This is a genomic window from Paraburkholderia sp. BL18I3N2, assembly GCF_003001875.1.
Taxonomy (GTDB): domain Bacteria; phylum Pseudomonadota; class Gammaproteobacteria; order Burkholderiales; family Burkholderiaceae; genus Paraburkholderia; species Paraburkholderia phytofirmans.
This window is the reverse complement of the sequence record NZ_PVNC01000001.1, coordinates 618152-644966: the sequence shown is the minus strand read 5'-3', so window position 1 is coordinate 644966 and position 26815 is coordinate 618152. Positions and strand designations below refer to the sequence as shown.

Here is a 26815-nt window from a genome sequence, read left to right as displayed (position 1 = left end):
GAACCGATCTGCCGGAAAATAGAAGAATTGCGTCAGGCGCCAATTGCGCGGATTCGCGGCACCTCACCGTATAATCAGCGCGAACCGCCCTCGAGTTTGCGCATGCCGACTGCCCGCTCTTTCCCTCCTGCGTCCCCAGCCACTGAGCCGACGGCTCACGAACTGGTCGAGCAACTGGACGCACTGCCGCGGGCGTTGCAGGCCCACCCGAGCCGCTCCGAAGCCGAGCTGAGCGTGGGCATTCTGTTGTGGCCGCGTTTTCCGATGCTGTCGCTCGCCGGCTTGTGCGACGCACTGCGCCACGCCGCGGATCGTGGCGATCAGAGCCGCCAGTTGCGCTGTCTGTGGACCATCATCGGCGTTCAGGCTGAAGCGGTCGAAGCGAGTTGCGGCATTCCGGTGAGGGTGCAATCGGCGTTTCCCGATGTCACGCAATTCGACTACGTCGTCGTGATCGGCGGATTGCTGCCGTATCTGGATCAGGTCGACCGGCGCTACTGGGACTATCTGCAGCAGGCCGCACAAGCGGGCATTCCGCTGGTCGGCATGTGCACCGGCAGTTTCGTGCTGGCGCGGGCCGGTTTGCTTGAAGACCGCGTTGCCTGCGTCCACAGCTTCCATCTCGACGATTACAGGCGCATGTTTCCATCACTGCGCGTGATTACGCACGCCGACTATCTGATCGACGGCAACCGCATCACCTGCGCGGGCGGCATCTCGGTGGTCGAGCTCGCCGCGCGTCTGATCAGCCTGCACTGCGGACCGGACCGCGCGTCGAAGGTGATTCATCAGATGACCGTCAGCCGTCAGGGCGGCTCGTCGTTCGTCGAGCGCCGCGCCGCGCTGGGTTATCTATCGGTTGAGGACGCGACCGTGCGTCACGCGGTATTGCTCATGGAAGAGAATCTGGAAGCGCCGCTGAACATCGCGGTCATCGCGAAGATGATCGGCACGAGCGTGCGTAACCTCGAACGCGCGTTCATGAGCGAGATGAACGCGTCGCCAAATGAATTTTATCGGCGCATGCGGCTGCGCTACGCGCGCTGGATGCTCGTCAACACGGCGCGCAAGATCACCGACATCGCCTACGAATGCGGCTTCGCGGATTCGGCGCACTTTATCCGGGCATTTCGCGAAGCGTATGGCGTGACACCGGGCAAGCTGCGCGCCTCGCGCAGCGCTGCAACCAGCTGACCGTCCCGTCTCCAACACCATCCTCACGAGCGCTTCATCTCACCAGGCTGGTACCTGTCGCGTTTCTTCTACTTTTCGGCAAATCGGTGCAATTCCTCCGCACCGGCCCCGTCGTACATTCAGGTCATCGGGCAAGCCATGCATCGTGCTGCCCCTAACGCAAAAGATCGCGAAGATCACGCAAGAGAGCGAGTGCAGCGGTATGCGGATATTGATCATCGGCGCGGGCGTCATCGGCCTGTCGAGCGCGTATTACCTGAGCCGCGGGGGCTATGACGTCACGGTAGCGGACCGGCATGCGGAGGTCGCCAGCGAAACCAGTTTCGGCAACGGCGGGCAGCTGTCGTATAGCTACGTCGCGCCCCTCGCCGGCCCCGGCGTCGTGTCGAAACTGCCGCGCTGGCTGACGCAGCGCAATTCGCCGGTACGTTTCCGGCCGAAGCTGAGCGTCGAACAGTGGCGCTGGTGCTTCGAATTCCTGTCCGCGTGCACGCGCGCACGCAGCGAGCTGACCACGCAAAAGCTGCTGTCGCTGTCGTTCCTGAGCCGCACGCTGATGCACGAACTCATCGCCGCCGAACCTTCGCTCGATTTCGACTTCGTGCGCTCCGGCAAGCTCGTGCTGCATCGTGACGCCAACGCCATGCAAAGCGCGGTGGATTTGCTGGCGTTCCAGCGCACGCTCGGTTGTGAACAGCAAGCGCTGAGCGCCGAAGCATGCGTAGAAATCGAGCCGGCGCTTGCGCATGCCCGGTCGTTTCTGGCCGGTGGCATTCATACGCCGAGCGAAGACACGGCCGATTGCCGGCGCTTCTGCAAAGGTATCGAGGCGGTGCTGCGCGAGCGCGGCGTACGCTTTCTGATGAATACGCCAATCGATGCCCTGAAGTCAGGTGCACACGGCGTCGAAGCCATTTGCGATGGCGCACCGCTCGCGGCGGATCGGATCGTCGTCGCCTCGGGCGCGGGCGCGGCGCGATTGCTCAAGCCGCTCGGCATCCGCGTGGCGATCTATCCGATCAAGGGCTACAGCCTGACGTTCGATCTTCAGCCGCACATCGCGGCGCCGCGTGTGAGCATCACCGACTTCGCCCGTAAGGTCGTTTATGCGCGGCTAGGCGAACGGCTGCGGGTCGGGGGCATTGCCGATATCGATGGCTATTCGCTCGATGCGGACCCCGCGCGCTTCGCGACGCTGCGCAAGGAGACGGCCACGCTGTTTCCCGAGGTCGCCCAATCCGCCGCTGCCGGCGAGTGGACCGGTTTGCGTCCGGCAACGCCGCACGGCCTGCCGATTGTCGGACCGACGCGTTATCCGAACCTGTGGCTCAACGTAGGACATGGCGCGCTCGGCTTTACGCTCGCGACGGGTTCAGCCGCGCTGTTGGCGGATGGACTCGCGGGCAGCAACAACCGCGAACTGAGCAGCGCCTTCGTCCTTTCGCATTGACGTTCGAAAGCCGACTCCCTGATGACCGCGTTTCGATTTTCCAACCTGACCAGACCCGCATGACAGCAAAAGCCAATATCGTGGTGATTGGCACAGGCGGTACTATCGCCGGCCAAGGTAAAGCCAGTGTCAATACTTCCACGTACATGTGCTCGGTACTCGGCATCGACGAGATTCTCGGCTCGATTCCGCACGCGGGCGAACTGGCGAATCTGCGCGCGGAACAACTGCTGCAAACCGGCTCCGAGAATTTCAACAACGCGCATCTGCTTGCAATCGGCAAGCGCGTCGCCGAACTGCTGGCACGAAACGATGTTGACGGCGTGGTCATCACGCATGGCACCGATACGATCGAGGAGACCGCGTACTTTCTGCATCTCACTCTCAAGAGCGCAAAGCCGGTGGTGGTGGTCGGCTCGATGCGTCCGCCATCGGCGATGAGTTCCGACGCGGCGCTGAATTTATACGATGCGCTTGCGGTTGCAACGCATCCGTCGTCGCGCGGACTGGGGACGCTGGTCGTTGCCAACAACGAGATCCATACGGCGCGTGATGTGGTCAAGAGCAACAGCTTCAAGCTCGACGCATTCCGCTCGCCATACGGTGCGCTAGGGTATGTGATCGAAGGCGCGCCGCGCTATTACCGTCGGCCCGCGCGCGTCCATACGCTCGACACGCCATGGTCGATCGATACGCTTCGCTCACTGCCAAAAGTCGATATCGTCTATGCGTATGGCGCGCTCGAACCCGGCGCGATCAGCGCAATTGCCGCGAACGCGCGTGGACTGATTTATGTGGGGACCGGCAACGGCAACGTCGCCAGTCATCTGATCGACCCGCTTCGCGATGCCGTCAGGCGGGGTGTGCATGTGGTGCGCGCCTCGCGCACAGGCAGCGGGATCGTGTTGCACAACGGTGCGCAACCCGACGACGAATACGGCTGGCTCACAGTCGACGATCAGATTCCGCAGAAGGCCCGCATCCTTCTGACGTTGGCGCTCACGCAAACCGACGACACCGCCGCGTTGCAGGCCTTCTTCGAGCGCTATTGAAGCGCGCCTGTCTTCTTTCCGACCCACTCTCATCCGATCACGCCAATCATGCAATTCATCACCGACGACCACGTGCGCCGCCTCATCACGATGCGCGACGCAATTGCCGAACTGCGCATCGCGCTCGCGGAACACGGCGCTGGCCGCGCTCCAGTTCAACCGCGCGTCAGAACAAAGGGTGAACATGTATCCGTCAGCATGATGGGCGCGATACTGCCGTCGCGCGGTGTGTGCGGTGCCAAGATCTATTCGACGCATGGCGGCCGTTTCGATTTCGTCGTTCCACTCTTTTCGAGCGACGACGGATGCCTGATATCGATTCTTCACGGCGACGCACTGACCGAATTCCGCACTGCCGCGGTCACGCGTATCGCCAGCGACGCGCTCGCCCGATCCGGCGCACGCGTGCTCGCGGTGTTCGGTACCGGCCGGCAAGCGAGAGCACATATCCGTTCGCTCGCTGACGGGTCCAGCATCGAGCGGGTGCTGATCGTCGGAATCGACCACGTGGCGCAAACGGTTGCAGAAATGCAGGCGCAGTTCCCGGACAAACTGATCGAAGCCAGCCACGCGCAAGCGGCCGCTCGCGCCGCCGATGTGATTGTCACCGCCACGCGTAGCGCGACGCCGCTCTTCGACGGCACGTGGGTGAAGCCGGGCGCATTCATCGCGGCGATCGGTTCAAGCAAACCCGATGCGCGCGAACTCGACGACGCGCTGCTGGCGCGCGCGAAAACGCTCGTCGTCGAGTCGCTGGAACAGGCCCGCAGCGAAGCGGGCGATCTGCTGATGGCCGCACCGGGTGTGGTCGCTTGGGACGACATCGTCGAACTGGGCTCGGTACTCGCCAACCGCCGGTTCGAGCATCGCGCACAAGGCGACGTGACGATCTTCAAGTCGCTCGGCTTCGGCCTCGCCGACGTTGCGTTGGCTGGTTTGATCACGCGTCGGATGAGCAACTGAAGGCAGTGGCACTGCCTTCCAGTTCATGCAGGAAAACGACGAGGCTTTAGCCGCAGACCGAACTTCAATCGATATGCAGATACGGCCCGAACCCGCGCGTGGGGCGGTCTACGAAATCAGGCTCATCACGCATCAAGACCTTCGGCATACAGCGCGCAGGGCCAACTAACGGCGGACATCTTTGTCGAGATACGCCGTGACGGCCTTGGTGAGCGCGATGCCGCGCAACTCCTCCGGCGATGCCAGATGCGCGGCGACAATCTCACGATTATCAAGCCGCAGCTCGGGCATGCAATCGAGGTGCAGTTCAAAGAAATGCACCCGGTCTCTTCGCCCGTCCCAAATGCCGCAGGCGCTACCTGCGGGGAGCAATGTGCCAGTCGACAGGCCGATCTCCTCCTCCATTTCACGCCGCGCTGCTGCATCAGGCGCCTCACCGGGGTGGACACTACCGCCAGGAAAATTCCACTTGGCCCGGTACGATGATTTCACAAGCAACAGCGCCTGACCGACGTAGATTGCGACGAGCGCGCCCTCATGGTGAGGCCGCCGAACGTGCCACCATGCGCGAGCGAACTGGAATCCGAGGCGAAGCGCCATACGCCAGACAGAGTCGATAAGCGTAGCTGGTCGCACTCGCTCAAGACTCGGCATGAGTTTTCTCCTTTCCTTTCGTGGCTGGGGGGTGTTCCGGGACGAGGCGCTAGTGCGGCTTAGGTCATTCAACGTTTGCCACACCACAACCCGGAAACCGTAGTGTAGCCAGCGGCTGCTTCTGCTCGGGAGAGCGATTATCAACAATTCGAAGACGCAAGTCGACTGGCCGTGCTACCTCGTCACAGCGGCGCTGGCCTTGTCGCAAAGAATTCATCGACCTCCCAGCGAAACCGATTGACATCCCGATTATCCCCCGTACAATAGGTTTTGTTGCAGCGCAGCAATTTACGCTGCCCTCTTGGCGCGCGGTTTTGTTTTCACTCAGAGCCCCTCGCACTCTTGCCGCCTTACCCTTACGGAGCAGTGATGAGCACTCTTATTCCCCAACAATTGGTTGCCGCCCAACAGTCCAGCCTCGAGGCGCTTTTCGGTCTGACGAACAAAGCATTTGAAGGTTTCGAACAGCTGGTCGCGTTGAATTTGCAAGTTGGTAAAGCAGTTCTCGCCGAAAACCAGGAAATCGTCGCCAAAGCCCTCTCAGCCGGCAACCCGGGCGCGCTGTTCGCGTTGCAAGCAAGCCTCTCCCAGCCTGTGGCGGATAAAGTAGTTGCATACGGCCGCCAGGTTCAAGAAATCGTGTCTGGCGTTCAGAGCGAAATCACCGCCGCGGCGACAGCACAGGGCCAGCAGTTCCAACGGGACGCACAAGGTTTCGTCGAGAGCCTTCAGAAGAACACACCGGCCGGAAGCGAATCCGCTGTTGCCGCGTGGAACTCGGTTCTCTCGGCAGCGAATGCGACTTATGAATCGGCTAACAAGGCTGCCAAACAGTTCGTGTCGAGCGTATCCGCCGTTCATTAAGACCCTGCGTCTTTCTTAGACTTTTTGCGTCTATCAATGCGAACTTCGGTTCGCATTTCTTTTTCCTGAACCGGATGTATCGAGAGGCGACTAATGCAGTGTAGGGTTGCTTCTGAACAGAACCACGAGACAGCGCACTTCAAGCAAGGACGAAATGACCGGACACTCTGCGATGGACGATCGATTTGATCGACGAGAACTGCTGCTTCACCTGGGCGACATTCTCGCCGCGTTGAACTGTTTAAACGACGCGAACGAACCGGGCGCCACGGTGGCGCAGCTTGTGCAGAAACATGCTTCATTGCAGGACTTCGCGTTCCTTCACGCCCTGCCGCCAACAATGACGGCGACCGAATTCGGCACACGCGTCGCCCGTTCATTTTTCTCGTGGCCAAGCGAGTTGCTCGAGGCGGATCTCAACCGGGACACACTGGCGTCAACCGTTCAGCAGAATCTGTTTGCCGCAAATCCCGACGGCTGGAACGCGTATCTCGGCTACGTCCAGAAGAAAGTAAAGTGGTTCGGCACCGGACTCTCGAATCACGGTAAAGACGCTCTGGCTGAACCGTCGCACGATGTTCCCAATGAGGTGAGTCCGTTCGAGGCACCGGCTAAGCTCGCGCCGGCCGCGGAAGTGAACGCGCGCGGCGAGAAGAGAGGTTGGCCCTGGCCCGAACCGCGGTCGAAGTCCTGACACTCGCCGCTTGTGGCCAGTACCTCTAGATCAAGATTCCCGAGCACTCAAACTCGGCGTGCAAGGCGCTTTCCGCTCGCTCCTGAAGCCAGCGGACGCTTCGCGAACGCCTTCCATATGAGGGCGCGCGCGGACCTAACTAGATGAAAGGGGACCCGGCCAGCCCGACCGAGGGCGCCGTCCCTTTCCCGACGCGAGCAGACAGCACCATAGGCTATCGGCTCGCGCGCCATCTTTTGGTGTTAGCTGCCCCCGAAAAAAACGTTGCATTGCGGGTCCACCCTGCACGGCCTGGCATGTCGCGCGCCGCTTTGCATCCGGGTATCAGGCATGCCGCCGTAGGCCTCCATCCCTGTACTGGGCGAAGAGCCAGCCTGAGTTGCGGCGCTTTGCTGGGGGGCGGGTTGTGCAGCATCGGGCGTGCTTTGCGCAGACGCAAACCCGACCGTGACAAACAACCCGAAAGCAGAAGCAACCATCAATCGTAATTTCATGTCGGCTCCTTAAGCTAGGTTGAGTTTTCCATCCATGTGATTCGTAATTCGCGTGTCGCGCGATTGAAATCCATGCAGGATGTGCGGATGCGAAGCTGTCTTCGAATCCGCGGGCCAATCGCCCGAGGCCAAAGTTTCAGGCAATTGGGAAAAGCGAAGCGCAGTGCGCGAGGCGAAGGTCGATGGACGCGAGATGGCGTGCGAGCAGGCAATGTCAACGGATTTCATGGACCCGTCGGCACGTAATAGTCGCCCCTGCAAATACGTTATAGGGCGCAGAAAGTCGAAACGAAAGCGAATGTTTAAACCCGCTGCCCCCATACGACGCGCATGCGGTTTTTTCGTGGCGGGTCGAGATGGGATCTGCCATCGAGGGTCGCGACGGTTTTGCCACTCTGCCTGCAACAGTGTTTTCAGAAATCGCACATCGACGCCAGCTTTTCTCGACACGATACTTCCCACATCCGAATTGTCTCGTGACGGGACGTGTCGGCAAGGCAAGACGACACGAGACCGCTACGAGGCTCGAACTTCGAAGGGGAAACCGACATGGACGAGCAAAAACGCCTCAGCATGATTGCGTACCTACGCCGCAAGATGACCACGGTCGGCATCAAGGTGGCGGACCTCAAGGCGGCGATCGCCGAAGACCGGGCGCGCCAAAAGTCGGCGCGATATCGCAGTGCTTTCGGCGACACCTGGGACGGCAAGGGCGCTATGCCGCAGTGGTTAAAGCAAGCCACGAGCGCCGGACAATCGCTGGCGCACTTTGCGATCGACAAACCGGCGGTATCGGCTAGCCGTCAACGTCCTGCCATCGACTGGAGTCGAGACCCGTTCGCGGGCACCCGCCTGGCGACAGTTCGGGCGTCCTGAGCTGACAAGGTGTATCGCTCCGGGCGCTCAATGCGAACGCCCGTGGCCGCCACCACCGCCCCAGTAGTGGCCGCCACCCATCCCGTGCCCCGGGTATCCATGGCCACCCCAGCCGCCATGACCGCCCCAACCGCCTGGATATCCGTGCCCCCAGTAGCCATGGCGGCCCCAGTAGCCGTATCGGCCACCGCCGTAACAGCAGCCGCCCCAATAGCCGAAACTCAGCGACACTGAGGGTCCCCACCACGCGGGCGAGCCGTAGTAGGGATACGCGACCGGATAGTACGCAGGCGCAACGAAGACGGGCACGGCTGGGGCGACATAGGTGTTCGTCGGCGCAGTCGCGTCCGACACGGCTGCACCATCTGCCACTGTGCCGGCCGTCGAGAACGAATATTGCTGCGGCGCGGGCGCCGCCGGCACCCCGCCGTATGGCACGTAGCCATAGGGCACGTAGTAGTAGCAACCGGACAAAGCGGCGGACAGGACCACCAACGCAATGGCGCGGCCCGCGCGCGACATTGCGTCCAGCGTTTTCATAACGTGCTCCACGGTCTGATACGGCGCGGCATGCCGCGTCTTTAATACAGTCAGCTTACTCCAGAAAACCGGATGCCTATGCGCCTCGGGTTCATGACATATCCGGTTAGACTTGTTTCTCCGCACCGCGCGAAAAAAGGTCCATCACATGCTGAATAGGCCGGAAATCAAGGCTCTTCTGTTCGATGTCTTCGGGACGGTTGTCGATTGGAGAAGTGGTGTCGCTCGCGACGTCGGTCAATTTCTCAGCCGTCATGCCGTGCCGATTGACTCATTCGAGTTTGCAGACGCGTGGCGACGTCAATATGTGCCCGCAATGGAGGAGATACGGAGCGGGCGGCGGCAGTTTGTCCGTCTTGACATTTTGCACAGGGAAAACCTCGTCAAGGTGCTGGCCGACTATGGTGCCGACAACAGTTCAATTTCCTCGGCAGAACTGGATGAACTGAATCTCGCCTGGCACCGCCTCGACCCTTGGCCCGATTCAGTCGAAGGACTGCTGAGACTCAAGCGCCACTTCATGATTGCCCCGCTCTCGAACGGAAACATCAGGCTGATGATCGATATGGCGAAACGCGCCGCGCTTCCGTGGGACGCGATTCTCGGAGCGGAAGTCGTTCGGGCATACAAGCCGTCGCCACAAGTCTACGTCGACACCGTCGAAATCCTCGGTCTGAACCCCGCGGAGGTTTGCATGGTTGCGGCCCATAACAGCGACCTCGCGGCGGCACGTCAATGTGGCTTGAAGACGGCGTTCGTCGTACGCCCCGTCGAACACGGACCCGGCCAGCAAAGCGACCTGCATGCCGAACAGAGTTGGGATTTTGCAGCAGCGGATATGGACGACCTGGCCACGCAGCTCGGCTGCCCTACGTAGCGACCTGCTTACATCGGCTGGCGTTTTATCGTACAAATGGCTTCCAGCGGCAATCGAATTCTCGTCATCGAACCTTCACATATTGACGGGACAATCGCGCCACTGAGAGAGCGGGGTGTCGCCACCCCAAATAAATCAAATGCAAATCCTGCCGAACACACCGGCCACCAGAATCAGCTTTCATCGCGGGTATGGTCTCCGCGCAAGTACGACGCCGACCGGCGAGGGCTTGCATTCCGCCGACCTCGTTATCGAACAGCCAGGACGGCCGCCGCAAGCATTCGCCTCGCTGGATCTGTTCTACGACCACGAACAGGCAATGCAATACGCGACTGTCTGGGGGCGTATCTGGGTCGACTCAAAGACCTGACACCAACTTGACCCACTCGGGAACACCGCTTGCGCGCTACCGGTTTACCTTTTTTCGAAGGAGGTAAATCATGGGCTCAATCAACCCGCAAGGTGACACCCGCCGCGGAGCGGAAATTGTCGGCGGTGGTATGGGCGAAGGACCGGGACCGGACATCATGGCCGCGGCAACGCTCGACGGGAACAAGGTCATGTCCTCTGATGGCGAACACGTCGGGAAAATTTCGGACATCATGCTGGACGTCAGGAACGGCCGTATTGCCTACGCGGTACTTTCTGAGGGAGGCTTCCTCGGAATGGGTTCCACCCTGCACGCCATCCCATGGAGTGCGTTGACGCTCGACACGGACGAGAAGTGCTTCTTCGTCGACATCACCGCGCAGCGTCTCAAGGACGACCCGGGTTTCGACAAGGACCACTGGCCGACAATGGCAGACGCGAAGTGGGGAGAATCGACGTATAGCTATTACAATCGCCAGCCGTACTGGGCAGCGACCCGTGACGTGGTGGAAGGCGACCCTGCCATCAGACCGAGCGAGCACTAATAACATCCACAGGTAAGCCGTGCCATGCGGACGGCTAGTCTGTCTCCCTGGCGCTTACGCCCACCGTGCTCCATTGCGGCGGGCGTAAGCGCATCAAACAAAGCATGAACTGGCGGCTAACCACGCTTATGAATTTATTTCGAAAGCCGGTCATTGCGGCGCACGGTTGAAACACGCGCCTACCGCGCGCACATTGCAAGCTCCGATTCTGAAATGCGAACGTCAGACCGGGTTCAAGGCAGGCCGTTCATCCAGCACAGCGGCAACGTTGTCCAGCGCCGTAAAACCCATCTGATCGCGGGTCTCCATCGTGGCGCTGGCCATGTGGGGCGTCAGGAACACGTTGTCGAGTCCAGCGAACCGCTTATCGGCATTGGGCTCGTTCCGGTACACGTCCAGACCTGCGCCGAACAGATGTCCCGAGGTCAGCGCTTCGCAGAGCGCGTCTTCGTCCACCAGTGCACCGCGCGCCGCGTTAACAAAAACCGCGCCCGCCGGCAGGAGCGCAAATTCTCTTTTTGTCATTAGCGGGACGCCTCCGCCCGGCACGTGCAGCGTCAGCACCTGGCAGTGCGGCAACATTTCGTCGAGGCTGCTGTAAAACGTCGCGCCATTTTCCAGCGACGCAGCCGCACGGTTGATGTCCGTATAGATCACGCGCATGCCGAAGCCCTGCGCACGCTTCGCGACCGCGCGCCCTATACGCCCGAATCCGACAATGCCGAGTGTCTTGCCATTGACGCGCGTACCCAGCATCTCGGTCATCCCGAATGATTTGCCCCAGCCGTTGCGCATGATCCGTTCGTATTCCGACGCGCGGCGGCAGGCCGCCAGCACGAGCAGAAGGGAGAAATCGGCCGTGCATTCGGTCAACGCATCGGGTGCGTTCGTGACGACGATTCCCCTCTCGCGGGCGGCCGCCACATCCATGTGATCGAAACCCGCGCTCGCGTTCGCAATGATCCTCACCGTCGAGGGCAGCGCGGCAATGTGCTCCGCTTGCAAACCTGATTTCTTCCCGATCAATACGGCCGGCGTTGCGTGCTTTTTGCAAAAATCGACGACCGACCACGCGTCCATATCGGACTCGGTCACGAAGGCATGGAATTCGGCCTCGGCGCGTTTCGCCACGGCTGTGGGCACCTTTCGCGCAATCAACAGCCTGGTGCGGTTATTTTCCGACATGGTTTTTCCTTGGGTAGGCAGACGTCGAGAGACTACGAAACCGCAGACGGGACCGTCAATGTTGATTGGAAGAATCAACTATCGAAAACGATTCACCCCCTTTATTCGTTCCCGGCGCACCATGCCCATTGCGATTCGTTGCATTCCATCTCCGAACCCACGCGCTAACGGCAACGCGCGCATCAGGAAAACCCTGGTGCGCGCCCCATCGGTAAAGCGCCCAGATGTTGATTCAATGAATCAAGATTGCTCGACGGATAGCGCGAATGCAACTCTGCTTCCCGTGTTCAACTGAACTGTCGAGAGGAAGCGAAATGCCTGCATCGAAGAAATTTGCAGCTGTGACCGGCGCCGGCTCCGGCATTGGCCGCGCCGCCGCCGTGGCGCTCGCCAATGCGGGATTCGCCGTGGCGCTGATCGGGCGCAGAGCCGAGCCGCTGCTGGAAACCAAGGAAACCATCGGCATGGCCGGTGGAGAAGCGCATGTATTCCAGGCGGACGTTGCCGATGCGGCATCGGTCGAGCAGGCGTTTTCGCGCATTGCCGAGGCATTCGGCCGGCTCGACGTGCTCTTCAATAACGCGGGCCGCAATGCGGGAGCGGTGCAGCTGGAAGACTACGACGCCGATTTCTGGAACGATGTCGTGGCCACCAATCTGACCGGCGTCTTTCTGTGCGCTCGGTCCGCCTATCGCTTGATGAAAGCGCAGTCTCCTCAAGGCGGACGGATCATCAACAACGGATCGATCTCCGCTCACTCGCCGAGGCCGCACACCATTGCCTATACGGCGACAAAACATGCGGTCACCGGCATCACCCGCTCGATCGCGCTGGACGGACGTGCATTCAACATCGCGTGCGGCCAGATCGATATCGGCAATGCGGCCACACCGCTCACGGAACGCATGAACCGCGGCGTGCTGCAAGCGGACGGACGCATGGCGCCTGAAGCAAGAATGGACGTGACACACGTCGCGAATGCCGTCGTGCATATGGCTAGTCTTCCGCTCGAAGCCAACGTCCTCAACATGACCATCATGGCGAGCGCGATGCCGTTCGTCGGCCGCGGATAAACGCCCCACGCCGACTATAAAAAGAACAACCGGCCAATGTACTGGAGACACCGATGAAAGTCGTAGAGGAACAAACATTGTCGGCGCGAAACCCGGCTTACGCGGATACCACGAAGCGCTCCAAAGTGCGATACGTCGTGCTCTCGATGCTGCTCGCGGCAACCATCCTCAATTACGTGGACAGGTCGGCGCTCGGCATCGTCGCGCCGGGACTCTCAAAAGGCCTCGCGCTGGACAAGATGCAGATGGGCGAGCTGTTTGCTGCATTCGGCCTCGCCTACTCCATCGGGCTGGTGCCCGGCGGCGTACTGACCGACGTTCTAGGCTCGCGCATCGCATATGCGCTGTCCCTCCTCGGCTGGTCGTTCGCCACGCTGACGCAAGGTCTCGCGGCCGGCTATCACATGCTGCTTGGCTCGCGGCTCGCCATCGGCGCGCTGGAGGCGCCGGCTTTCCCTTCGAACGCGCGTGCCGTGACGTTATGGTTTCCCGCCCGCGAGCGTGGCTTCGCGACCAGCGTCTATGTCATGGGGCAATACATCGGCACGCCGTTGTTCACGGGCCTGCTGCTGTGGATTTCCGCCGCGTATGGCTGGCGCATGGTCTTTTACGTCACCGGCGGCGTCGGCATTCTGTTCAGTCTTCTCTGGTACCGGGTTTATCGCGATCCGCATCAGCACGCGAGCGTGAATGCCGCCGAACTTCAATACATCAACGACAGCTCTACGGCTGCGCGTAAGCCCCGCGAGAAGTTCGACTGGCGTATGGCGCTCAAGCTGCTTAGTTACCGGCAGATTCTCGCTATCTGCATCGGCAAGTTCTGCAACAACACGCTGCTAGTCTTCTTCACCACGTGGTTCATGACCTATCTGATCGAAGCGCGTCACATGTCGATGATCAAGGTCGGGATCTTCCAGGCACTTCCTTTTATCGGCGCGACAGCCGGCATTCTCCTCGCGGGCTCCCTCTCGGACTTTTTCATCCGGCGCGGGGTGTCGATTTCCACGGCACGCAAGACGCCGCTCATCGTCGGCACGCTGCTGGGCGCATCGATCGTGCTGGTCAATTTTGTCGAGTCGAACGAGGCGGTGATCGCCATCCTGACTATCGCGTTCTTCGCGCAAGGTGTCGGGTCGATGTCGTGGGCTGCCGTTTCCGAAATCGCGCCACGCCAATACGTGGGACTGACCAGCAGCATCACCAGTCTCGCGGCCAACATTGCGGGCGTGACGACACCGCTCATGATCGGCTATATCACTCACCACACCGGCCACTTCTACTGGGCTCTCAACCTGATGGGCGCGATATGCCTGCTCGGCGCGTTCTCCTACTCCGTGCTGCTGGGGAAGCTTTCCCGCATCGAACTGTGACGCGTTTGACCATCCGGTGAAATCGTATGATTGAATTCAAGTGGGATCATCTGCAACTGTGCTCGGCCGACGCCGAAGCCACCGCCGCATGGTTTGCGCGCTGTCTGAACGCCGAGATCGTGCGTCGCCCGGGGCGAGTGGATTTGCGCATCGGCAGCATCAACCTCTTCATCACGGCGCTGGCGAGCGCGCAGACGGGCCGCGCCGATGGCGAGCGGCAACAGGGCGTCGATCATTTTGGCGTGGTCGTGGATGATCTCGATGCCGCGTTCGAGCATCTGTCGCACTGCGACGCGGAAATCGTCGAGCCGATCAAGCAGGTCCGCCCCGGCGTCAGAGCCTGCTTCGTGCGATCGCCGGGGGACATTCTCGTCGAGATCCTGGAGCGCCGACCCGCCGAGGTGACTTTTACCTGAAAGGACGTCAATATTGACGCTCGATCGGTTGCGCCGGCATGCATGGCGCGATCCGCATCGTAACGGCTCTGCTACCCGTTCCGCTGCATCACCTTGCCTGCCATCCCATGCGAAACTGGATCACGCTGACTGAAGCGGCTCGACAACTCGGCGTGCAAGCGCAGACCATCTATGCGTACGTCAGCCGCGGCAACATCGCGGTCATGCCGGATCCGAATGACCCGCGCAAAAGCCTGTATCGTGCGGAAGACGTGGCCGGCCTGTGCCGCAAAAAACAGGTTGGACGCAAGCGCGAGGCGCTCGCCGCCGGGACCATATTCGGCGCCGAGCCCTGCATCTACAGCGGCATTACCACCTTCTCGAAAGGTCGGCCGTATTACCGGGGACGGGATAGCATCCGGCTGTCGGACACGGCGACGCTCGAAGACGTGGCGGCCATTCTCTGGAATGCGCGCGGGCCCCTCTCTCTCGAAACCGGTGATCTGCCGCTACAGGGCGGCGAGCGCGGCAGGCAATGCGCGTTCACATCGCTGGCGGCGCTCGCGGCCTGCGGGCACTCGACCCTCGGACGCACCGACAGCGCGCTCCATGTCGAGGCCGGCCGGCTCGTCGCGCTAATCGCACAGGCGTTCGGCGCGCGCTGTGATGGGAATGCACAAACGACGCATGAACGGCTCGCACTCGGCTGGGGCCAGGGCCGCGAAGGCGCGGAACTCATCCGCCGCGCCATGGTTCTCGTTGCCGACCACGAGACGACGAGTTCGGCGTTCGCCGCCAGAATTACCGCCTCCACCGGTGCATCCCTGCCGGGATGCCTGCTCACTGGGCTCGCGACGCTCTCCGGCCCGCTGCATGGCGACGCGTCAGGCCGCGTGAGGGCCGTGTTCGACGACGTCGCAAGACTCGGTGCGGAGCATGTTGTCGTCCATCATTTGCAGTCGGCTACGCCCATTCCAGGCTTCGGGCATCACATCTATCCGGACGGCGATGCCCGAGCAGCCGCACTGCTCGAGGTGCTCGATCCGCCTCGAGAACTCACGTCGTTCATCAACAAGGTGGTTGAACTGACCGGCTTCAAGCCGAATATCGACATTGCGCTTGCCGCATTGGCGGCGCAGTTGGCGCTGCCACGCGATGCGTCCTTCGCGCTGTTTGCAACGGCCCGAAGCGTGGGTTTGCTGGCGCATTGCATCGAGCAGCTCCGGGTGGGCAAGGTCATTCGGCCACGGGGCCGCTACACCGGCCGCGCCTTGGAAGACGCCAGCCCCGCGCTGCCCGCGGACGGCGGCGAGAAGGCGCTCGATCCAGCCACGCTCGACAAGAATCGGGTGTTCAAGGTGGTTGAGCGCTGAGAAGCGCATACCGCCCGGTCTCCGCTAAATACAAGAAACCCTCGAAGCGAACTGTCGATTTCGCGCGCACTCGTTCGTCGTGGTGTTGAAGGCACCGAATGTCTTCCCACATAATCTGAGCCTCAACTTTGGACAGGAGAATCCCAATGCGCGTCATGGTCATGGTCAAGGCGACCGCCGAATCCGAAGCAGGTCAAATGCCCGGCACGGAGCTTATCGAGGCGATGGGCCGATATAACGAGGAACTGGTCAAGGCCGGCATCATGCTCGGCGGCGACGGACTTAAACCAAGCTCGAAGGGCGTGCGCGTGAAATTTTCCGGCAAGGATCGAACCGTCGTCGACGGTCCGTTTGCCGAAACCAAGGAACTGATCGCGGGCTACTGGATCTGGCAAGTGCAATCAATGGAAGAAGCGATCGAATGGGTACGCCGCTGTCCGAACCCGATGGCAAGCGACTCGGAAATCGAAATTCGCCCGTTCTTCGAAGCCGCGGATTTTGGCGAGGCGTTTACGCCTGAGCTTCAGGAACACGAAGAGCGGCTTCGGCAGCAGATTGAATCGAAGCAAAGTAAAGACTAAGGAAAGTCTCCGCGCGCCGATCGTTGCCGCCTTTCGTCACACGCCTTCGACGAGAACCGCGCGGTAACGAGCGCCCTTGAACCGGTGCTGTGCGACTTCCTGATACGCCGGGCTGTCGTACCACGCACGAGCGGCTGCTGTTGACGGAAACTGAACGATCACCACACCCTCCGGCGCATCGCCTTCGAGAACCTGCTGAGGTCCGTAGGCAGCGAGAATCGTAACGGGATGCCCCTTGAAGGTCTCGCCCACCTTGCTTTGGTAGATGTCGAGTTCAGCCTGATCCTGCGTGCTTTCCTTGGTGAAGACGATATATGTCGCCATAACGTACGCTCCTGAAATGTGGTGAAGATGCGCACGACGTTCCCCGCGAGCGTATTGGACCGCGATACGCAGCGTCGCCGCATAGTCGAATCTTATTGCATCCATCATTCTAATGCCGCGATAGCTATCCCGCCGTCGTAGCATGAATCGCTTTGACGACCGCATCGGTGAACCGTGTGTTGGCCGCTTCGAGGCCTCCTGAAAACACGGCACGCGACGACATAATCTTTCGCATTGATGCCGGCATGAAAACAGCAGCGCTACCAGCGTTGCACCACGGCGCCGCGGGTCCACCGGCGAAGCACCGCGCATACCATCGCATGATCAGGCGATACCTTGGTGTGATGGCGCGGCTCGGGAACGGGACCAAAATACAAGCGGTCATCACATGCGCCGCAACCGGAGACCGCCGTGACAGCGCTCCCCTTCATCGCGCCTGAGGGCTCCATTCTCCAGGCCCGCGCGGGCCATTTCGCGGCAAGGCGAAGACCACGAACATCTGCTCCGAGGAACGACTTCCACCTCAAGCATTCCCTGCGGCCTAGCCGCGCTTAAGCACTGGCCTCAATGAACGGAGACTGCAATGAAAATCCTGTTGGTTCTGACTTCGCACAACGTGCTCGGCGATACCGGCAAGCCGACCGGCTTCTGGCTCGAAGAATTCACCGCTCCCTATTATGCGTTCACTGATGCCAACGCTGAGGTCACCGTTGCCTCACCCAAAGGCGGCCAACCACCAATCGATCCCAAAAGCGACGATCCAGACAATCAGACCGACACCATGCTGCGTTTCAAGAAAGATCCTGCGACCCAGAAGGTGTTGGCCAACAGCGTCAAGCTCGCCGACGTCAAGGCCGCCGACTACGACACGATCTTCTATGCCGGCGGCCACGGCCCAATGTGGGATCTGACCAACGACAAGAACTCGATCGCCCTGATCGAGGATTTCTACAACGCGGGCAAGCCGGTCGCCGCCGTCTGTCATGGCCCGTGTGTTCTGCTCAAGGCGACGTACGAGGGACAACCTCTCGTCAAGGGAAAACGCGTCACCGGCTTTACCAACGATGAAGAAGAAGCCGTGGGCCTTACCAAGGTCGTGCCTTTCCTCGTCGAGGACGAACTCAAGCGTCTGGGCGGCCATTTTGAAAAGGTGGCGAACTGGGCCGTGCTCACAGTTGTCGACGGACGGCTGATCACCGGCCAGAACCCGGCCTCCTCCGGCCCGACTGCCAGGGAGTTGCTGAAGGTTCTGCAGGCCTAGTTCCAATTGCGCGCGGGCCGCCAAGCCCGCGCATGTGTCGGCGACAGGAGCCTCTGGCGTTTCGAGGCCCTGAATATTCGAAGCTGTACCAGTTCTTTCAAAATGGCCGGACGCTCACACGTCCGGCTTTTTTTCTTCGGCCTTTGCGGTAGATTAATCGCGACATTCGCGATTAGTCGAGCCGATCAGCCGCAATTGATTTTTCAGGCGCGGCGCACCTGGGCATCAGATTTGCTGATGAATCAGATTTGCTGCTGAATGACCTGGCCTGCGTGACGCGTCTTGCGACGCTCGCTACCTGAATGTCCGACACCCGGGCGATTCGTTCGCCAATGGGTCCAAATCCTGCTTCAGCCCGCCACCCGGCCGCTCCCCTTGTCGCCGGATCGTGGCCTCTCTCGCCATGAGGAGAACGCATGATGCAACAGACCGCCTCCAAAACCCCGCACCAGAGCATCGACCCCGACGCAGCCCGGAGTACCCGTCAGCCTTCCGCGAACGCGACGATGCCAGTCGAGCTGACCGTCAACGGCAATCTCTACAAGCTGTCGCTTGATCCGCGCACCACGCTGCTAGATGCGCTGCGCGAGCATCTGCACCTCACCGGCACCAAAAAGGGTTGCGACCACGGCCAATGCGGCGCATGCACAGTGCACGTGAACGGACGGCGCGTGAATGCGTGCCTGTCGCTCGCCGGCACGCACGCCGGCGACGAAATCACCACCATCGAAGGAATCGGTCAGCCTGAAGCGCTGCATCCGATGCAAGCCGCGTTTGTAGAATGCGACGGTTATCAGTGCGGCTACTGCACGTCGGGCCAGATCATGTCCGCGGTCGCGCTGCTCGGTGAAGCGGTCGGGCCGGACGACGCCGAAGTGCGCGAAGCGATGAGCGGCAATCTGTGCCGCTGCGGCGCCTATCAGAACATCGTCGCGGCGATCCAGCGCGTACGCGGCCAGTCCTGAGGAGCGCCATCATGGAAATCTTCCAGTTGTCGCGCGCCAACGGCGTGCGTGACGCGATCGCAGCGGGCTCGACTTCCGCAACGGCCCAGCAAGGTGCACAAGTGCGCTTTCTCGCCGGCGGCACGACCTTGCTCGACCTCATGAAGCTGAACGTCGAGCGGCCGACGCGAGTCATCGACATCAGCCGGCTGCCGCTGGACCGTATCGAAGCGCTGCCCGATGGCGGCGTGAAGATCGGGGCGACGGCACGCAATGCGGACCTCGCATTGCATCCGCTGATCCGCGCACCGTACGCCGTACTGTCGCAGGCTCTGCTCGCCGGAGCCTCGGCCCAATTGCGAAACATGGCGACGACCGGCGGCAATCTGCTGCAACGCACGCGCTGCGTCTACTTTCGCGACACCGCCATGCCATGCAACAAGCGCGAGCCGGGCTCGGGCTGTCCTGCGATCCAGGGATTCAATCGCACGCTGGCTATTCTCGGTGCCAGCGACGCCTGCATCGCCACCAACCCGTCGGACATGAACGTCGCCTTGACCGCGCTTGACGCGACCATTCACGTCGAAGGCACGGACGGCGCGCGCAGTATCGCGATCGATGACTTCTTCGTGTTGCCGGGCGCAACGCCGCAGCGCGAGAACGTGCTCGACGCAGGCGAACTCATCACGCACGTGACACTGCCGCCTCTACCCGCGGGCGCCCGCTCTGTTTATCTGAAACTGCGCGATCGCGCGTCGTACGAGTTCGCGCTGGCGTCGGCCGCCGTGGTCGTGACGCTCGACGGCGGACGCATCGGGCATGTGCGCGTCGCCCTCGGCGGCGTCGGCACGCGGCCTTGGCACGCGCTCGAAGCGGAAGCCGTGCTGCGCGGCGCAACGCCTGATGCCGCGACCTTCCGCAAGGCCGCGGATGCCGCGCTTGCAAATGCGAAGCCGCAAAGCCAGAACGGCTTCAAAGTCGAACTCGCGCGCCGCTGCATCGTCCATGCGCTGACCCAGGCTACGGCCGCGACGCCCTGAACCGTCCATCGAGAGGAACGCACCATGTCTACCTTGCCCGACTCCGTGCTGTCCGTGATCGGACAGCCTCAAGCGCGCGTCGATGGACCGCTGAAGGTCAGCGGCAGCGCCACCTATACCTCCGATGTGGATCTGCCCGATCTGCTGATTGCCGTGCCGGTGTGCAGCACAATCGCAAGCGGCCGGCTCGTGTCGCTCGATATCGCGGACGCCGAGGCGATGCCCGGCGTGTACGCGGTGCTGCATCGAGACAATATCGGCCGCTTCTACCGGCTCTCCGGCAACTCGATGGAGACCGGCTTCGTCGACGAAGCGCGGCCGCCTTTCGAGGACGACATCATCCGCTATTACGGTCAGTACATCGCCGTAGTGATCGCCGATACCTTCGAGGCGGCGAGCGCGGCATCGGCGGCGATCGGGGCTCGCTACGAAGTCACGCCGCACGACGTGCGCGACGAACTCGAGGCCGACGACGAGCCCAAGGTCGAAAGCGAGCGCGGCGACCCGGACCGTGCGTTCGACACTGCGCCGGCGACGCTCGACGCAACCTACGTGACGCCGACGGAAACGCACAACCCGATCGAACTGCATGCGACGATCGCGGACTGGGATGGTGAGAACTACACGTTCTACGAGACCACGCAGGCGATTACAGTCCACCTGGGCACGCTCTCGCAGATGCTCGGCGTGCCGAAGGAAAAGATCCGCGTGATCTCCCGCTATCTCGGATCGGGTTTCGGCGGCAAGCTGTGGATGTGGCCGCACTCGCTGCTCGCGGCGGCGGCGACGCGTCAGACGGGTCGTCCCGTAAAGCTGGTCGTGAGCCGCAAGATGATGTTTCAGAACGTCGGCCATCGCCCCGTCACGCAACAGCGCGTGCGGGTGTCCGCCGAACGCGACGGCAAACTCACGTCATTGCGGCACGACTACGTCAACCACGCCGCGATCGCCGACGACTACCAGGAAAGCTGCGGCGAAGTCACGCCCCTCATCTATAGCACGCCGAATCTGCGCGTGACCTCGGGCGTCGCGCGCCGCAACGTCGGTTCGCCGACGTCGATGCGCGGACCAGGCGCCGTGCCCGGCCTGTACGCAATCGAATCGGCGATGAACGAATTGGCGCATGTGCTGAACCTCGATCCCGTCGAGTTGAGGCTGCGCAATGAACCTCGCGTCGACGAAAGCACGGGTTTGCCGTTCTCTTCACGGCATCTCACCGAATGTTTGCGCACTGGCGCCGAGCGCTTTGGATGGTCGCAGCGCACGCCGGGCGTCGGCTCGATGCAGCGCGACGGCCTGACTTTGGGCTGGGGCGTCGGCGCCTGTGTCTGGCCAGGCTTGCGCTTTTCCGCTGCGGCGGACGTCGATCTTCGAGCAGACGGCAGCGCCCGGGTGGTGTGCGGCACGCAAGACATCGGCACCGGCACGTACACGGTGCTCGCGCAACTGGTCGCCGAAGAAACCGGCATTCCGCTCGAGCGCATCGAGGTCGGTCTCGGCGATTCCGTGTTGCCCCTGGGCCCTGTTTCCGGCGGCAGCGCGGCCACGGCATCGGTGATTCCTGCGGTGCTCGATGCGGTGCGTGCGGCCATCAAGCTGTTGCTGTCGCGCGCGGCGGCCGTCGACGGATCGCCATTCAAAGGCGCAAGTGAAGACGAACTCGCGTTCAGCGCGGGACATGTGCACCGAAAGGGCGAGACGCCTGAGCGCGGCGTGCCGTTCGGCCAGATTCTCGAAGCAGCGAAGATGCGCGCCGCGTCAGGCAGCGGCAGCGCCAAAGGCGGCTTCGACGATCCGCTCAAGAAACGCTTCTCCATCTATTCGTACGGCGCGCACTTCGCTGAAGTCACCTGGCAGCCGGAGATCGCGCGGTTGCGCGTGAACCGCGTCGTCACGGTGATCGATGGAGGACGTATCGTCAATCCGCGCGCCGCGCGCAACCAGATCGAAGGCGCAGTCGTGATGGGCGTCGGCATGGCGCTGTTCGAGCACACCATGTACGACAAACAGACGGGCGCACCGATCAATAGCAACCTGGCCGATTACGTCGTCGCGACGAACGCGGACACTCCCGAACTCGACGTGACCTTTCTCGATCATCCGGACACCGTGTTCAACGAACTCGGCGCTCGCGGGATTGCGGAGATCGGGCTTGCGGGCATCGCGGCGGCGATTACCGATGCTACCCATCATGCCACCGGCGTGCGCGTGCGGAAGCTGCCCATCATGATCGAAGATCTGCTGGCTGCGGAAATGACGTGAGGACAGATGTTCATTGGAAGTCGTGGCCGGGAAAGCTATCCTGTTAGCTTGTCTTCTGACGATCGAAGACGAACCAGGCATTGCACGCCGGGAGTCGAAGGGAATGGTTCCGCCCTCGCGCGTGCTGGAGAACGCCATGACGCCCTTGCACCAAACCCTGAGGGCCGCCGCGCTGGTGGCCCTCGCAATATGTCTCGCTGTCCCAAAGTCTTTTGCTCAGACGGCGCCTGGCGTGGTGGGTTCATGGTCTCTGGTTTCGCTGACCGTATCGAGGAGTGGAAGCGACGTCGACGTGCTCGGTCCGCATCCGTCCGGGCAACTCATCTTCGGCAGCGACGGCCGCTATGTTCTGCTCGGCGTTCGTGCAGACTTGCCGAAGTTCGCATCCGGCAACCGCCTATCGGGTACCTCTGAAGAGAACGAACGCATCGTGCAGGGCAACTTCGCGCACTTTGGCACCTATACCGTCGATCCGGCCGCACAGGTGATCGTTTTCCGCATTCAGAAAAGTACCTTTCCGAACTGGGACGGCGATGTTCAACAGCGTCCGTTCACACTCGATGGCGACCGGCTGACCTACGTCACGCCCGGGAGCTTCGGATACGGTGCGTCAAAAGTGGTGTGGCAGCGAATGAAGTAAGCAGCCGAACGCGAGTTGCGTGAGCTGAACCGCCAGCGCCGAATCCCGAATGCGGCGCACGTCGATCCGTCGATCAAGAACCACAAGGCGAATCTAAAGACCTTTCTTGTAAGCGAATTGTCGTCCATCATATTTAAGGCAGAACGATCATGCACCGTCATCGAAGTCGGATGACACGGTGGTGACTGAACACGTCCCTCCGGCGCGGCGTCCGCTTAAAACGGTAGTTATGCCTGGCGATATCAGGGATTTCCATGCTCGACGATTCGCCCCCAATCCGAAAAGGCTCGATGACAGCGCACCAACGCTGGACCATTCTGGTCGCCAGCACGGGAGGAGCGCTCGAAGTATTCGATTTCGTCATGTTCGGGTTCTTTGCAAGAAGCATCGGCAGCGAGTTCTTTCCGGCGGGAACTGGCACGCAGCCGGAGACGTTGTCGTTCACGGTGCTGGCCATCGGCTACCTTTCCAGACCGGTCGGCGGCATCCTGCTTGGGCGATTCGGCGACACGCACGGCCGGCGCCTCGTCTTCGTATCGTCGGCGATGATCGCCTCCGTTTCGACGCTTCTCATCGGAATACTTCCTTCATACGCGGCATGGGGCGCGGCCGCTCCGGCGCTTCTTCTCGTGCTGCGGCTGATTCAGGGTCTTTGCCTCGGCGGTGAATTGCCAGGCGCAGTCGTCTACGCCGTCGAAACCGCGCGCGGCAGGCCGGGGCTTCTGTGCGGCATCGTGTTCGTCGCGGTCAATCTCGCGCTGCTTCTGGCGACGAGCATGAACCTTGCCATGCAATGGGCGCTCACACCCGGGCAGATCAACGCGTTCGGATGGCGAATCGGCTTCCTGCTAGGTGGAATGGTCGGCCTGTTGAGCTTTGCTTTGCGGCGAACGCTTGCGGAGACCGACGAGTACGCGCAGGCCATTGGCGCGCGCCATCGCGAGCCTCTTGCTATCCTGTTGCGCAACCATTTCGCTCCCCTGATGACCGGCGCCGCCGCGTCTCTTCTGGCGGGCGCGTCGGGTGGCATCTTTATCGGTTTCACGCCGAGTTATCTGCAAAAGCTTCAATACGACACGCAACAGATCGCGAATGCCCAGACCGGCTATCTGATCGCCGTGGCTGTCTGCATTCTCGCGACATCGCACGCTGGCGACTTGTTGCCACGCCGCTACGTATTCAGGTCGGGAACCATCTTGTCCGCGCTTTTCGCGCCCTTCTTCTTCATTGCGGCCGCTCGTCACTACGCGAACCTGACTGCGCTGTTCGTGATGGCCGGTGTCGTCAGTTCGTTCGCCAACGGAACCTTCGCGTGTGCGATTGCAGAGATGTTCCCTATCGATGTCCGCTTCAGCGGCGTTGCCACGGCTATGAATCTCGGCCTGTCCGCTTCGCTGGGACTGACGCCGCTCGCGGCGCATTTCCTCGTTGCCGGTCTGCACTGGATGCCCGCGCCCGCGCTCGTCATGGTGTTGTGCTCGGCGCTTGCCTTCGCGGCTTCATTCGGAATGAAGCGCGAGCGACGGCGCGCCGACGTAGTCGTCATGAGCAGGAACTCGCGATGGCAGGAACGCAGATGAACACGCCAGAATCCGTCCGGATTGCGGATGTCGAGCTGAACATTCAGCGCTACGAATTGCGCCGCGCGGGTGAGAAGGTCAGCCTCGAGCGTCTGCCGATGGAATTGCTGATCCTCATGGCATCCCGCAACGGGCAACTCGTCACCCGCGCGGATATCGTAAGAGCACTGTGGGGCGCGAATGCGTATCGGGAAACGGACAACTGCATCAATACGGCGATCCGGAAAATCCGCGTCGCGCTTCACGACGATCCGGTCAATCCGCAGCACATCGTCACGGTGAAGGGCAAAGGCTATCGGCTGAACAACGTACGGCCCGTACCGGAGGAACCGGTGCCCGCTCCGCAGGAAGCCGCGCGCATACTGGTTCTGCCGTTCGAAAACCAGACGGGCGATTCCGGCCAGAACAGCTTCTGCGATGCACTGGCCGACGAAACTTCCGCCAGCATCGGCATGCTCGATCCGGAGCGCATCCTTGTCATTTCGAGGACGACTGCCGCCCACTGCAGACGGGTCAGTATGAGCATCGCGGAGATCGCGCGCGAGTTCTCGATCGACTATGTCCTGGAAGGCGCGCTCAAACGCGACGGCGTGAGGATTCGCATTCTGGCGCAATTGATCCGTTGCTTCGATCAGGTGCAGATCTGGAGCCGCGCTTATGAGCCGATGACGCGTGGCGCATTGGATATCCAGAAAGAGGTAGGCACCGCGCTCGCCCAGGAGGTATCGCCCGCGCTCGCGGAACAGCAGCGGCACATGCTGACGAGACGTCTGCCGGTCGATCCGACGGCCCACGATGCGTATCTGCGCGGCCGTTACTACTGGACCCGCCGCGTGCACTTCGATGCTGGGTTTGCCGCGCATCACGCGCTGAGCGACGAGGACTTCGTGCGCGCGCGCGGCTACTTCGAGCGCGCGATCGAACGGGACCCGACTTACGCGCTCGGATATGTGGGAATGTCGAACGTTTTAGGTGCCGCGGCGACGCATGGGATCTGTGCACCATCGGAGGGCCATCCGCTAGCGCGGCAGGCGGCACTGCAAGCACTGGAACTGGACGCCAGTCTTCCTGAAGCTCACCAGGCGCTAGCCGGCGTGCACTATTTCTACGACTGGGACTGGCGGCGCGCCGAGGAGGAGTTCCTCGAAGCGCTACGGCTGAACCCGAGCCACGCTGAAACGAGTCGACTGTATGCACGCCTGCTGCTGGTGCTGGGACGAGAAGCGGAAGGCAGAGCACAGTTCGAGCGCGCCGAAAAGGTCGACCCGCTCGGGTTCGAAGGATCACGCGTATTCGGACTCGTACAGGCAGGCAAATACGACGAAGTGATTCGGGAGTGCCTGCACGCCGGGCGCGGCAATCGTTCACCCCTTGTCTATCAGCTGCTGGCGACCGCCTACGAACAGCAGGGTCAGTACGAGGAGGCAGTCGACGCGACCATTGACGCGCTAACACGGTGCGGCGAATTCGCTCGTGCAGAGACTATTCGCACGGTCTGGGAGTCCGGCGGCTATCAGAAAGTCCTTCAATGGTATTTGCAGGATCTGACGGCGAGGCGTCAAAGGCGCTATACGTCGCCGTTTCTGTTTGCCGAAATTTACGCGAGGCTCGACCAGCCGGACGAGATGTTTCATTGGCTCGACCTTGCGCTTGCGGAGCATTCGCCGCGCCTGTGCGAGCTTCGTACCAACGCATGGTTCCATCGTTACCGGTCGATGGGGCGATTCCGCAACGTCGAAAAGCGAATCGGGTACTGAGCCCGGAGCGCAGCGCTATCAATGTTCGGGCCTGTTGCGGTCCGCATGGTGGCCTGACACCGTTACGCGCGATAAGTATATTCACTGGCACTCATCGTGCGTAACGCGCGGTCGCGCAAAGCCGTTGCGCTGCAGTCAATGGTGGCGGAACGTATTGGCCACGAGACGGTTTTGCTCCCCGGATTGCAGGGCGTTGAGGTCCGTATAGGACTGCCGCGCCGGATTCATTGCCGTCCCGGTCTCACCCCTCGATGCGTCGGTGACGCCACCGACATCCTGAACAGACGGTGCGGTTCCCGATGGTACAGGCTTGTCTTGCGCCCACGCTTGCCCCACGAACATGCTGATCGCGCAGAGCGCCACGATTCGAAGCGTTTTCATGTCAATTTCTCCTTCCCAGAAGTGCGTAAACGGTCAGTGCAAGACCGGCCGCAAGGCGATCCCGGACGGTCCCCGCG

28 protein-coding genes are annotated in these 26815 nt (G+C 61.5%); 22 read left to right on the top strand and 6 right to left on the bottom strand.

Annotation, left to right across the window (positions count from 1 at the left end):
* Positions 1-102 precede the first annotated feature (102 nt).
* The 4 genes from B0G75_RS02970 (at position 103) to B0G75_RS02955 (ending at position 4659) form a co-directional block, all read left to right on the top strand.
* Entirely contained in the window at positions 103-1194 is a 1092-nt protein-coding gene (locus B0G75_RS02970; RefSeq protein WP_106301812.1) for a GlxA family transcriptional regulator, read from the top strand.
* Positions 1195-1396: 202 nt separating this feature from the next.
* Positions 1397-2644: a D-amino acid dehydrogenase gene (locus tag B0G75_RS02965; protein ID WP_106300475.1), complete on the top strand. Its 1248-nt coding sequence runs from the start codon at positions 1397-1399 to the stop codon at positions 2642-2644.
* Between the two features lie 59 nt (positions 2645-2703).
* Positions 2704-3696, top strand: a complete 993-nt coding sequence (locus tag B0G75_RS02960) for an asparaginase (RefSeq protein WP_106300473.1) — start codon at positions 2704-2706, stop codon at positions 3694-3696.
* Between the two features lie 48 nt (positions 3697-3744).
* The gene (locus B0G75_RS02955; protein ID WP_106300471.1) at positions 3745-4659 is read left to right on the top strand and encodes an ornithine cyclodeaminase family protein; all 915 of its coding nucleotides are present in this window, start codon (positions 3745-3747) and stop codon (positions 4657-4659) included.
* A gap of 165 nt (positions 4660-4824) precedes the next feature.
* On the opposite strand, the gene B0G75_RS02950 is transcribed toward B0G75_RS02955, so the two are convergent.
* On the bottom strand, positions 4825-5313 hold the full coding sequence (locus B0G75_RS02950) for an NUDIX domain-containing protein (protein WP_106300469.1): 489 nt from the start codon (positions 5311-5313) through the stop codon (positions 4825-4827).
* A 369-nt stretch (positions 5314-5682) separates the two neighbouring features.
* Between B0G75_RS02950 and phaP the strand changes: the two genes are divergently transcribed.
* Together phaP and B0G75_RS02940 are read left to right on the top strand one after the other, a co-directional pair.
* Complete coding sequence (gene phaP / locus B0G75_RS02945) at positions 5683-6177, top strand: TIGR01841 family phasin (RefSeq protein ID WP_106300467.1); 495 nt, start codon at positions 5683-5685, stop codon at positions 6175-6177.
* 172 nt (positions 6178-6349) lie between these two features.
* Positions 6350-6871, top strand: a complete 522-nt coding sequence (locus B0G75_RS02940) for a hypothetical protein (protein ID WP_106300465.1) — start codon at positions 6350-6352, stop codon at positions 6869-6871.
* Between the two features lie 503 nt (positions 6872-7374).
* On the opposite strand, the gene B0G75_RS40065 is transcribed toward B0G75_RS02940, so the two are convergent.
* Positions 7375-7815 carry a hypothetical protein gene (locus tag B0G75_RS40065; protein WP_146142468.1) on the bottom strand — a complete coding sequence of 147 codons (441 nt, stop codon included), beginning with the start codon at positions 7813-7815 and terminating at the stop codon, positions 7375-7377.
* Positions 7816-7914: 99 nt separating this feature from the next.
* On the opposite strand from B0G75_RS40065, the gene B0G75_RS02930 reads away from it, so the two are divergent.
* Entirely contained in the window at positions 7915-8241 is a 327-nt protein-coding gene (locus tag B0G75_RS02930; RefSeq protein WP_106300461.1) for an H-NS family nucleoid-associated regulatory protein, read from the top strand.
* A gap of 27 nt (positions 8242-8268) precedes the next feature.
* Here B0G75_RS02930 and B0G75_RS02925 read toward each other — a convergent pair whose 3' ends face one another.
* Positions 8269-8781 (bottom strand): hypothetical protein, encoded by a 513-nt coding sequence (locus B0G75_RS02925; protein WP_106300459.1) that lies wholly within the window; start codon positions 8779-8781, stop codon positions 8269-8271.
* Positions 8782-8929: 148 nt separating this feature from the next.
* Here B0G75_RS02925 and B0G75_RS02920 point away from each other — a divergent pair, with 148 nt between their 5' ends.
* The 3 genes from B0G75_RS02920 (at position 8930) to B0G75_RS02910 (ending at position 10572) form a co-directional block, all read left to right on the top strand.
* A complete protein-coding gene (locus tag B0G75_RS02920) occupies positions 8930-9658 on the top strand; it encodes a haloacid dehalogenase type II (RefSeq protein WP_106300457.1) in 729 nt (242 codons plus the stop codon).
* 139 nt (positions 9659-9797) lie between these two features.
* A complete protein-coding gene (locus B0G75_RS02915; protein ID WP_106300455.1) occupies positions 9798-10028 on the top strand; it encodes a hypothetical protein in 231 nt (76 codons plus the stop codon).
* A gap of 70 nt (positions 10029-10098) precedes the next feature.
* Positions 10099-10572 carry a PRC-barrel domain-containing protein gene (locus B0G75_RS02910; protein WP_106300453.1) on the top strand — a complete coding sequence of 158 codons (474 nt, stop codon included), beginning with the start codon at positions 10099-10101 and terminating at the stop codon, positions 10570-10572.
* A gap of 222 nt (positions 10573-10794) precedes the next feature.
* Here B0G75_RS02910 and B0G75_RS02905 read toward each other — a convergent pair whose 3' ends face one another.
* The gene (locus B0G75_RS02905) at positions 10795-11757 is read right to left on the bottom strand and encodes a D-glycerate dehydrogenase (RefSeq protein ID WP_106300451.1); all 963 of its coding nucleotides are present in this window, start codon (positions 11755-11757) and stop codon (positions 10795-10797) included.
* A 314-nt stretch (positions 11758-12071) separates the two neighbouring features.
* Here B0G75_RS02905 and B0G75_RS02900 point away from each other — a divergent pair, with 314 nt between their 5' ends.
* The 5 genes from B0G75_RS02900 (at position 12072) to B0G75_RS02880 (ending at position 16549) form a co-directional block, all read left to right on the top strand.
* Positions 12072-12830 (top strand): SDR family oxidoreductase, encoded by a 759-nt coding sequence (locus tag B0G75_RS02900; RefSeq protein WP_106300449.1) that lies wholly within the window; start codon positions 12072-12074, stop codon positions 12828-12830.
* A gap of 53 nt (positions 12831-12883) precedes the next feature.
* Positions 12884-14200 carry an MFS transporter gene (locus B0G75_RS02895; protein WP_106300447.1) on the top strand — a complete coding sequence of 439 codons (1317 nt, stop codon included), beginning with the start codon at positions 12884-12886 and terminating at the stop codon, positions 14198-14200.
* 26 nt (positions 14201-14226) lie between these two features.
* Positions 14227-14616: a VOC family protein gene (locus tag B0G75_RS02890; protein ID WP_106300445.1), complete on the top strand. Its 390-nt coding sequence runs from the start codon at positions 14227-14229 to the stop codon at positions 14614-14616.
* Between the two features lie 107 nt (positions 14617-14723).
* Positions 14724-15968 (top strand): citrate synthase, encoded by a 1245-nt coding sequence (locus B0G75_RS02885; protein ID WP_106301809.1) that lies wholly within the window; start codon positions 14724-14726, stop codon positions 15966-15968.
* A gap of 146 nt (positions 15969-16114) precedes the next feature.
* Positions 16115-16549 carry a YciI family protein gene (locus B0G75_RS02880; protein ID WP_012426109.1) on the top strand — a complete coding sequence of 145 codons (435 nt, stop codon included), beginning with the start codon at positions 16115-16117 and terminating at the stop codon, positions 16547-16549.
* Between the two features lie 36 nt (positions 16550-16585).
* Here the strand turns inward: B0G75_RS02880 and B0G75_RS02875 are convergent, their stop codons facing one another.
* Complete coding sequence (locus B0G75_RS02875; protein ID WP_106300443.1) at positions 16586-16873, bottom strand: DUF1330 domain-containing protein; 288 nt, start codon at positions 16871-16873, stop codon at positions 16586-16588.
* Between the two features lie 583 nt (positions 16874-17456).
* On the opposite strand from B0G75_RS02875, the gene B0G75_RS02870 reads away from it, so the two are divergent.
* The 7 genes from B0G75_RS02870 (at position 17457) to B0G75_RS02840 (ending at position 26357) form a co-directional block, all read left to right on the top strand.
* Positions 17457-18134, top strand: coding sequence for a type 1 glutamine amidotransferase domain-containing protein (locus tag B0G75_RS02870; RefSeq protein ID WP_106300441.1), 678 nt, complete (start codon positions 17457-17459; stop codon positions 18132-18134).
* A 416-nt stretch (positions 18135-18550) separates the two neighbouring features.
* Complete coding sequence (locus B0G75_RS02865; RefSeq protein ID WP_106300439.1) at positions 18551-19099, top strand: (2Fe-2S)-binding protein; 549 nt, start codon at positions 18551-18553, stop codon at positions 19097-19099.
* Positions 19100-19110: 11 nt separating this feature from the next.
* Complete coding sequence (locus B0G75_RS02860; protein WP_106300437.1) at positions 19111-20118, top strand: xanthine dehydrogenase family protein subunit M; 1008 nt, start codon at positions 19111-19113, stop codon at positions 20116-20118.
* 24 nt (positions 20119-20142) lie between these two features.
* Entirely contained in the window at positions 20143-22380 is a 2238-nt protein-coding gene (locus B0G75_RS02855; RefSeq protein ID WP_106300435.1) for a xanthine dehydrogenase family protein molybdopterin-binding subunit, read from the top strand.
* A gap of 22 nt (positions 22381-22402) precedes the next feature.
* Positions 22403-23020, top strand: coding sequence for a lipocalin-like domain-containing protein (locus B0G75_RS02850; RefSeq protein ID WP_258194235.1), 618 nt, complete (start codon positions 22403-22405; stop codon positions 23018-23020).
* A 290-nt stretch (positions 23021-23310) separates the two neighbouring features.
* On the top strand, positions 23311-24600 hold the full coding sequence (locus B0G75_RS02845) for an MFS transporter (RefSeq protein WP_258194206.1): 1290 nt from the start codon (positions 23311-23313) through the stop codon (positions 24598-24600).
* On the top strand, positions 24597-26357 hold the full coding sequence (locus B0G75_RS02840) for a winged helix-turn-helix domain-containing protein (protein WP_106301805.1): 1761 nt from the start codon (positions 24597-24599) through the stop codon (positions 26355-26357). Before B0G75_RS02845 ends, B0G75_RS02840 begins: the two co-directional genes overlap by 4 nt.
* Positions 26358-26492: 135 nt before the next feature.
* Here the strand turns inward: B0G75_RS02840 and B0G75_RS02835 are convergent, their stop codons facing one another.
* On the bottom strand, positions 26493-26738 hold the full coding sequence (locus B0G75_RS02835) for a hypothetical protein (protein ID WP_106300429.1): 246 nt from the start codon (positions 26736-26738) through the stop codon (positions 26493-26495).
* Positions 26739-26815 lie beyond the last annotated feature (77 nt).

What these genes read in the sequence shown, in the direction of transcription:
- B0G75_RS02970 (WP_106301812.1), top strand. Translation starts at nt 103, where the DNA reads ATGCCGACTGCCCGCTCTTTCCCTCCTGCGTCCCCAGCCACTGAGCCG.
- B0G75_RS02965 (WP_106300475.1), top strand. Translation starts at nt 1,397, where the DNA reads ATGCGGATATTGATCATCGGCGCGGGCGTCATCGGCCTGTCGAGCGCG.
- B0G75_RS02960 (WP_106300473.1), top strand. Translation starts at nt 2,704, where the DNA reads ATGACAGCAAAAGCCAATATCGTGGTGATTGGCACAGGCGGTACTATC.
- B0G75_RS02955 (WP_106300471.1), top strand. Translation starts at nt 3,745, where the DNA reads ATGCAATTCATCACCGACGACCACGTGCGCCGCCTCATCACGATGCGC.
- B0G75_RS02950 (WP_106300469.1), bottom strand. Translation starts at nt 5,313, where the DNA reads ATGCCGAGTCTTGAGCGAGTGCGACCAGCTACGCTTATCGACTCTGTC.
- phaP (WP_106300467.1), top strand. Translation starts at nt 5,683, where the DNA reads ATGAGCACTCTTATTCCCCAACAATTGGTTGCCGCCCAACAGTCCAGC.
- B0G75_RS02940 (WP_106300465.1), top strand. Translation starts at nt 6,350, where the DNA reads ATGGACGATCGATTTGATCGACGAGAACTGCTGCTTCACCTGGGCGAC.
- B0G75_RS02930 (WP_106300461.1), top strand. Translation starts at nt 7,915, where the DNA reads ATGGACGAGCAAAAACGCCTCAGCATGATTGCGTACCTACGCCGCAAG.
- B0G75_RS02925 (WP_106300459.1), bottom strand. Translation starts at nt 8,781, where the DNA reads ATGAAAACGCTGGACGCAATGTCGCGCGCGGGCCGCGCCATTGCGTTG.
- B0G75_RS02920 (WP_106300457.1), top strand. Translation starts at nt 8,930, where the DNA reads ATGCTGAATAGGCCGGAAATCAAGGCTCTTCTGTTCGATGTCTTCGGG.
- B0G75_RS02915 (WP_106300455.1), top strand. Translation starts at nt 9,798, where the DNA reads ATGCAAATCCTGCCGAACACACCGGCCACCAGAATCAGCTTTCATCGC.
- B0G75_RS02910 (WP_106300453.1), top strand. Translation starts at nt 10,099, where the DNA reads ATGGGCTCAATCAACCCGCAAGGTGACACCCGCCGCGGAGCGGAAATT.
- B0G75_RS02905 (WP_106300451.1), bottom strand. Translation starts at nt 11,757, where the DNA reads ATGTCGGAAAATAACCGCACCAGGCTGTTGATTGCGCGAAAGGTGCCC.
- B0G75_RS02900 (WP_106300449.1), top strand. Translation starts at nt 12,072, where the DNA reads ATGCCTGCATCGAAGAAATTTGCAGCTGTGACCGGCGCCGGCTCCGGC.
- B0G75_RS02895 (WP_106300447.1), top strand. Translation starts at nt 12,884, where the DNA reads ATGAAAGTCGTAGAGGAACAAACATTGTCGGCGCGAAACCCGGCTTAC.
- B0G75_RS02890 (WP_106300445.1), top strand. Translation starts at nt 14,227, where the DNA reads ATGATTGAATTCAAGTGGGATCATCTGCAACTGTGCTCGGCCGACGCC.
- B0G75_RS02885 (WP_106301809.1), top strand. Translation starts at nt 14,724, where the DNA reads ATGCGAAACTGGATCACGCTGACTGAAGCGGCTCGACAACTCGGCGTG.
- B0G75_RS02880 (WP_012426109.1), top strand. Translation starts at nt 16,115, where the DNA reads ATGCGCGTCATGGTCATGGTCAAGGCGACCGCCGAATCCGAAGCAGGT.
- B0G75_RS02875 (WP_106300443.1), bottom strand. Translation starts at nt 16,873, where the DNA reads ATGGCGACATATATCGTCTTCACCAAGGAAAGCACGCAGGATCAGGCT.
- B0G75_RS02870 (WP_106300441.1), top strand. Translation starts at nt 17,457, where the DNA reads ATGAAAATCCTGTTGGTTCTGACTTCGCACAACGTGCTCGGCGATACC.
- B0G75_RS02865 (WP_106300439.1), top strand. Translation starts at nt 18,551, where the DNA reads ATGATGCAACAGACCGCCTCCAAAACCCCGCACCAGAGCATCGACCCC.
- B0G75_RS02860 (WP_106300437.1), top strand. Translation starts at nt 19,111, where the DNA reads ATGGAAATCTTCCAGTTGTCGCGCGCCAACGGCGTGCGTGACGCGATC.
- B0G75_RS02855 (WP_106300435.1), top strand. Translation starts at nt 20,143, where the DNA reads ATGTCTACCTTGCCCGACTCCGTGCTGTCCGTGATCGGACAGCCTCAA.
- B0G75_RS02845 (WP_258194206.1), top strand. Translation starts at nt 23,311, where the DNA reads ATGACAGCGCACCAACGCTGGACCATTCTGGTCGCCAGCACGGGAGGA.
- B0G75_RS02840 (WP_106301805.1), top strand. Translation starts at nt 24,597, where the DNA reads ATGAACACGCCAGAATCCGTCCGGATTGCGGATGTCGAGCTGAACATT.
- B0G75_RS02835 (WP_106300429.1), bottom strand. Translation starts at nt 26,738, where the DNA reads ATGAAAACGCTTCGAATCGTGGCGCTCTGCGCGATCAGCATGTTCGTG.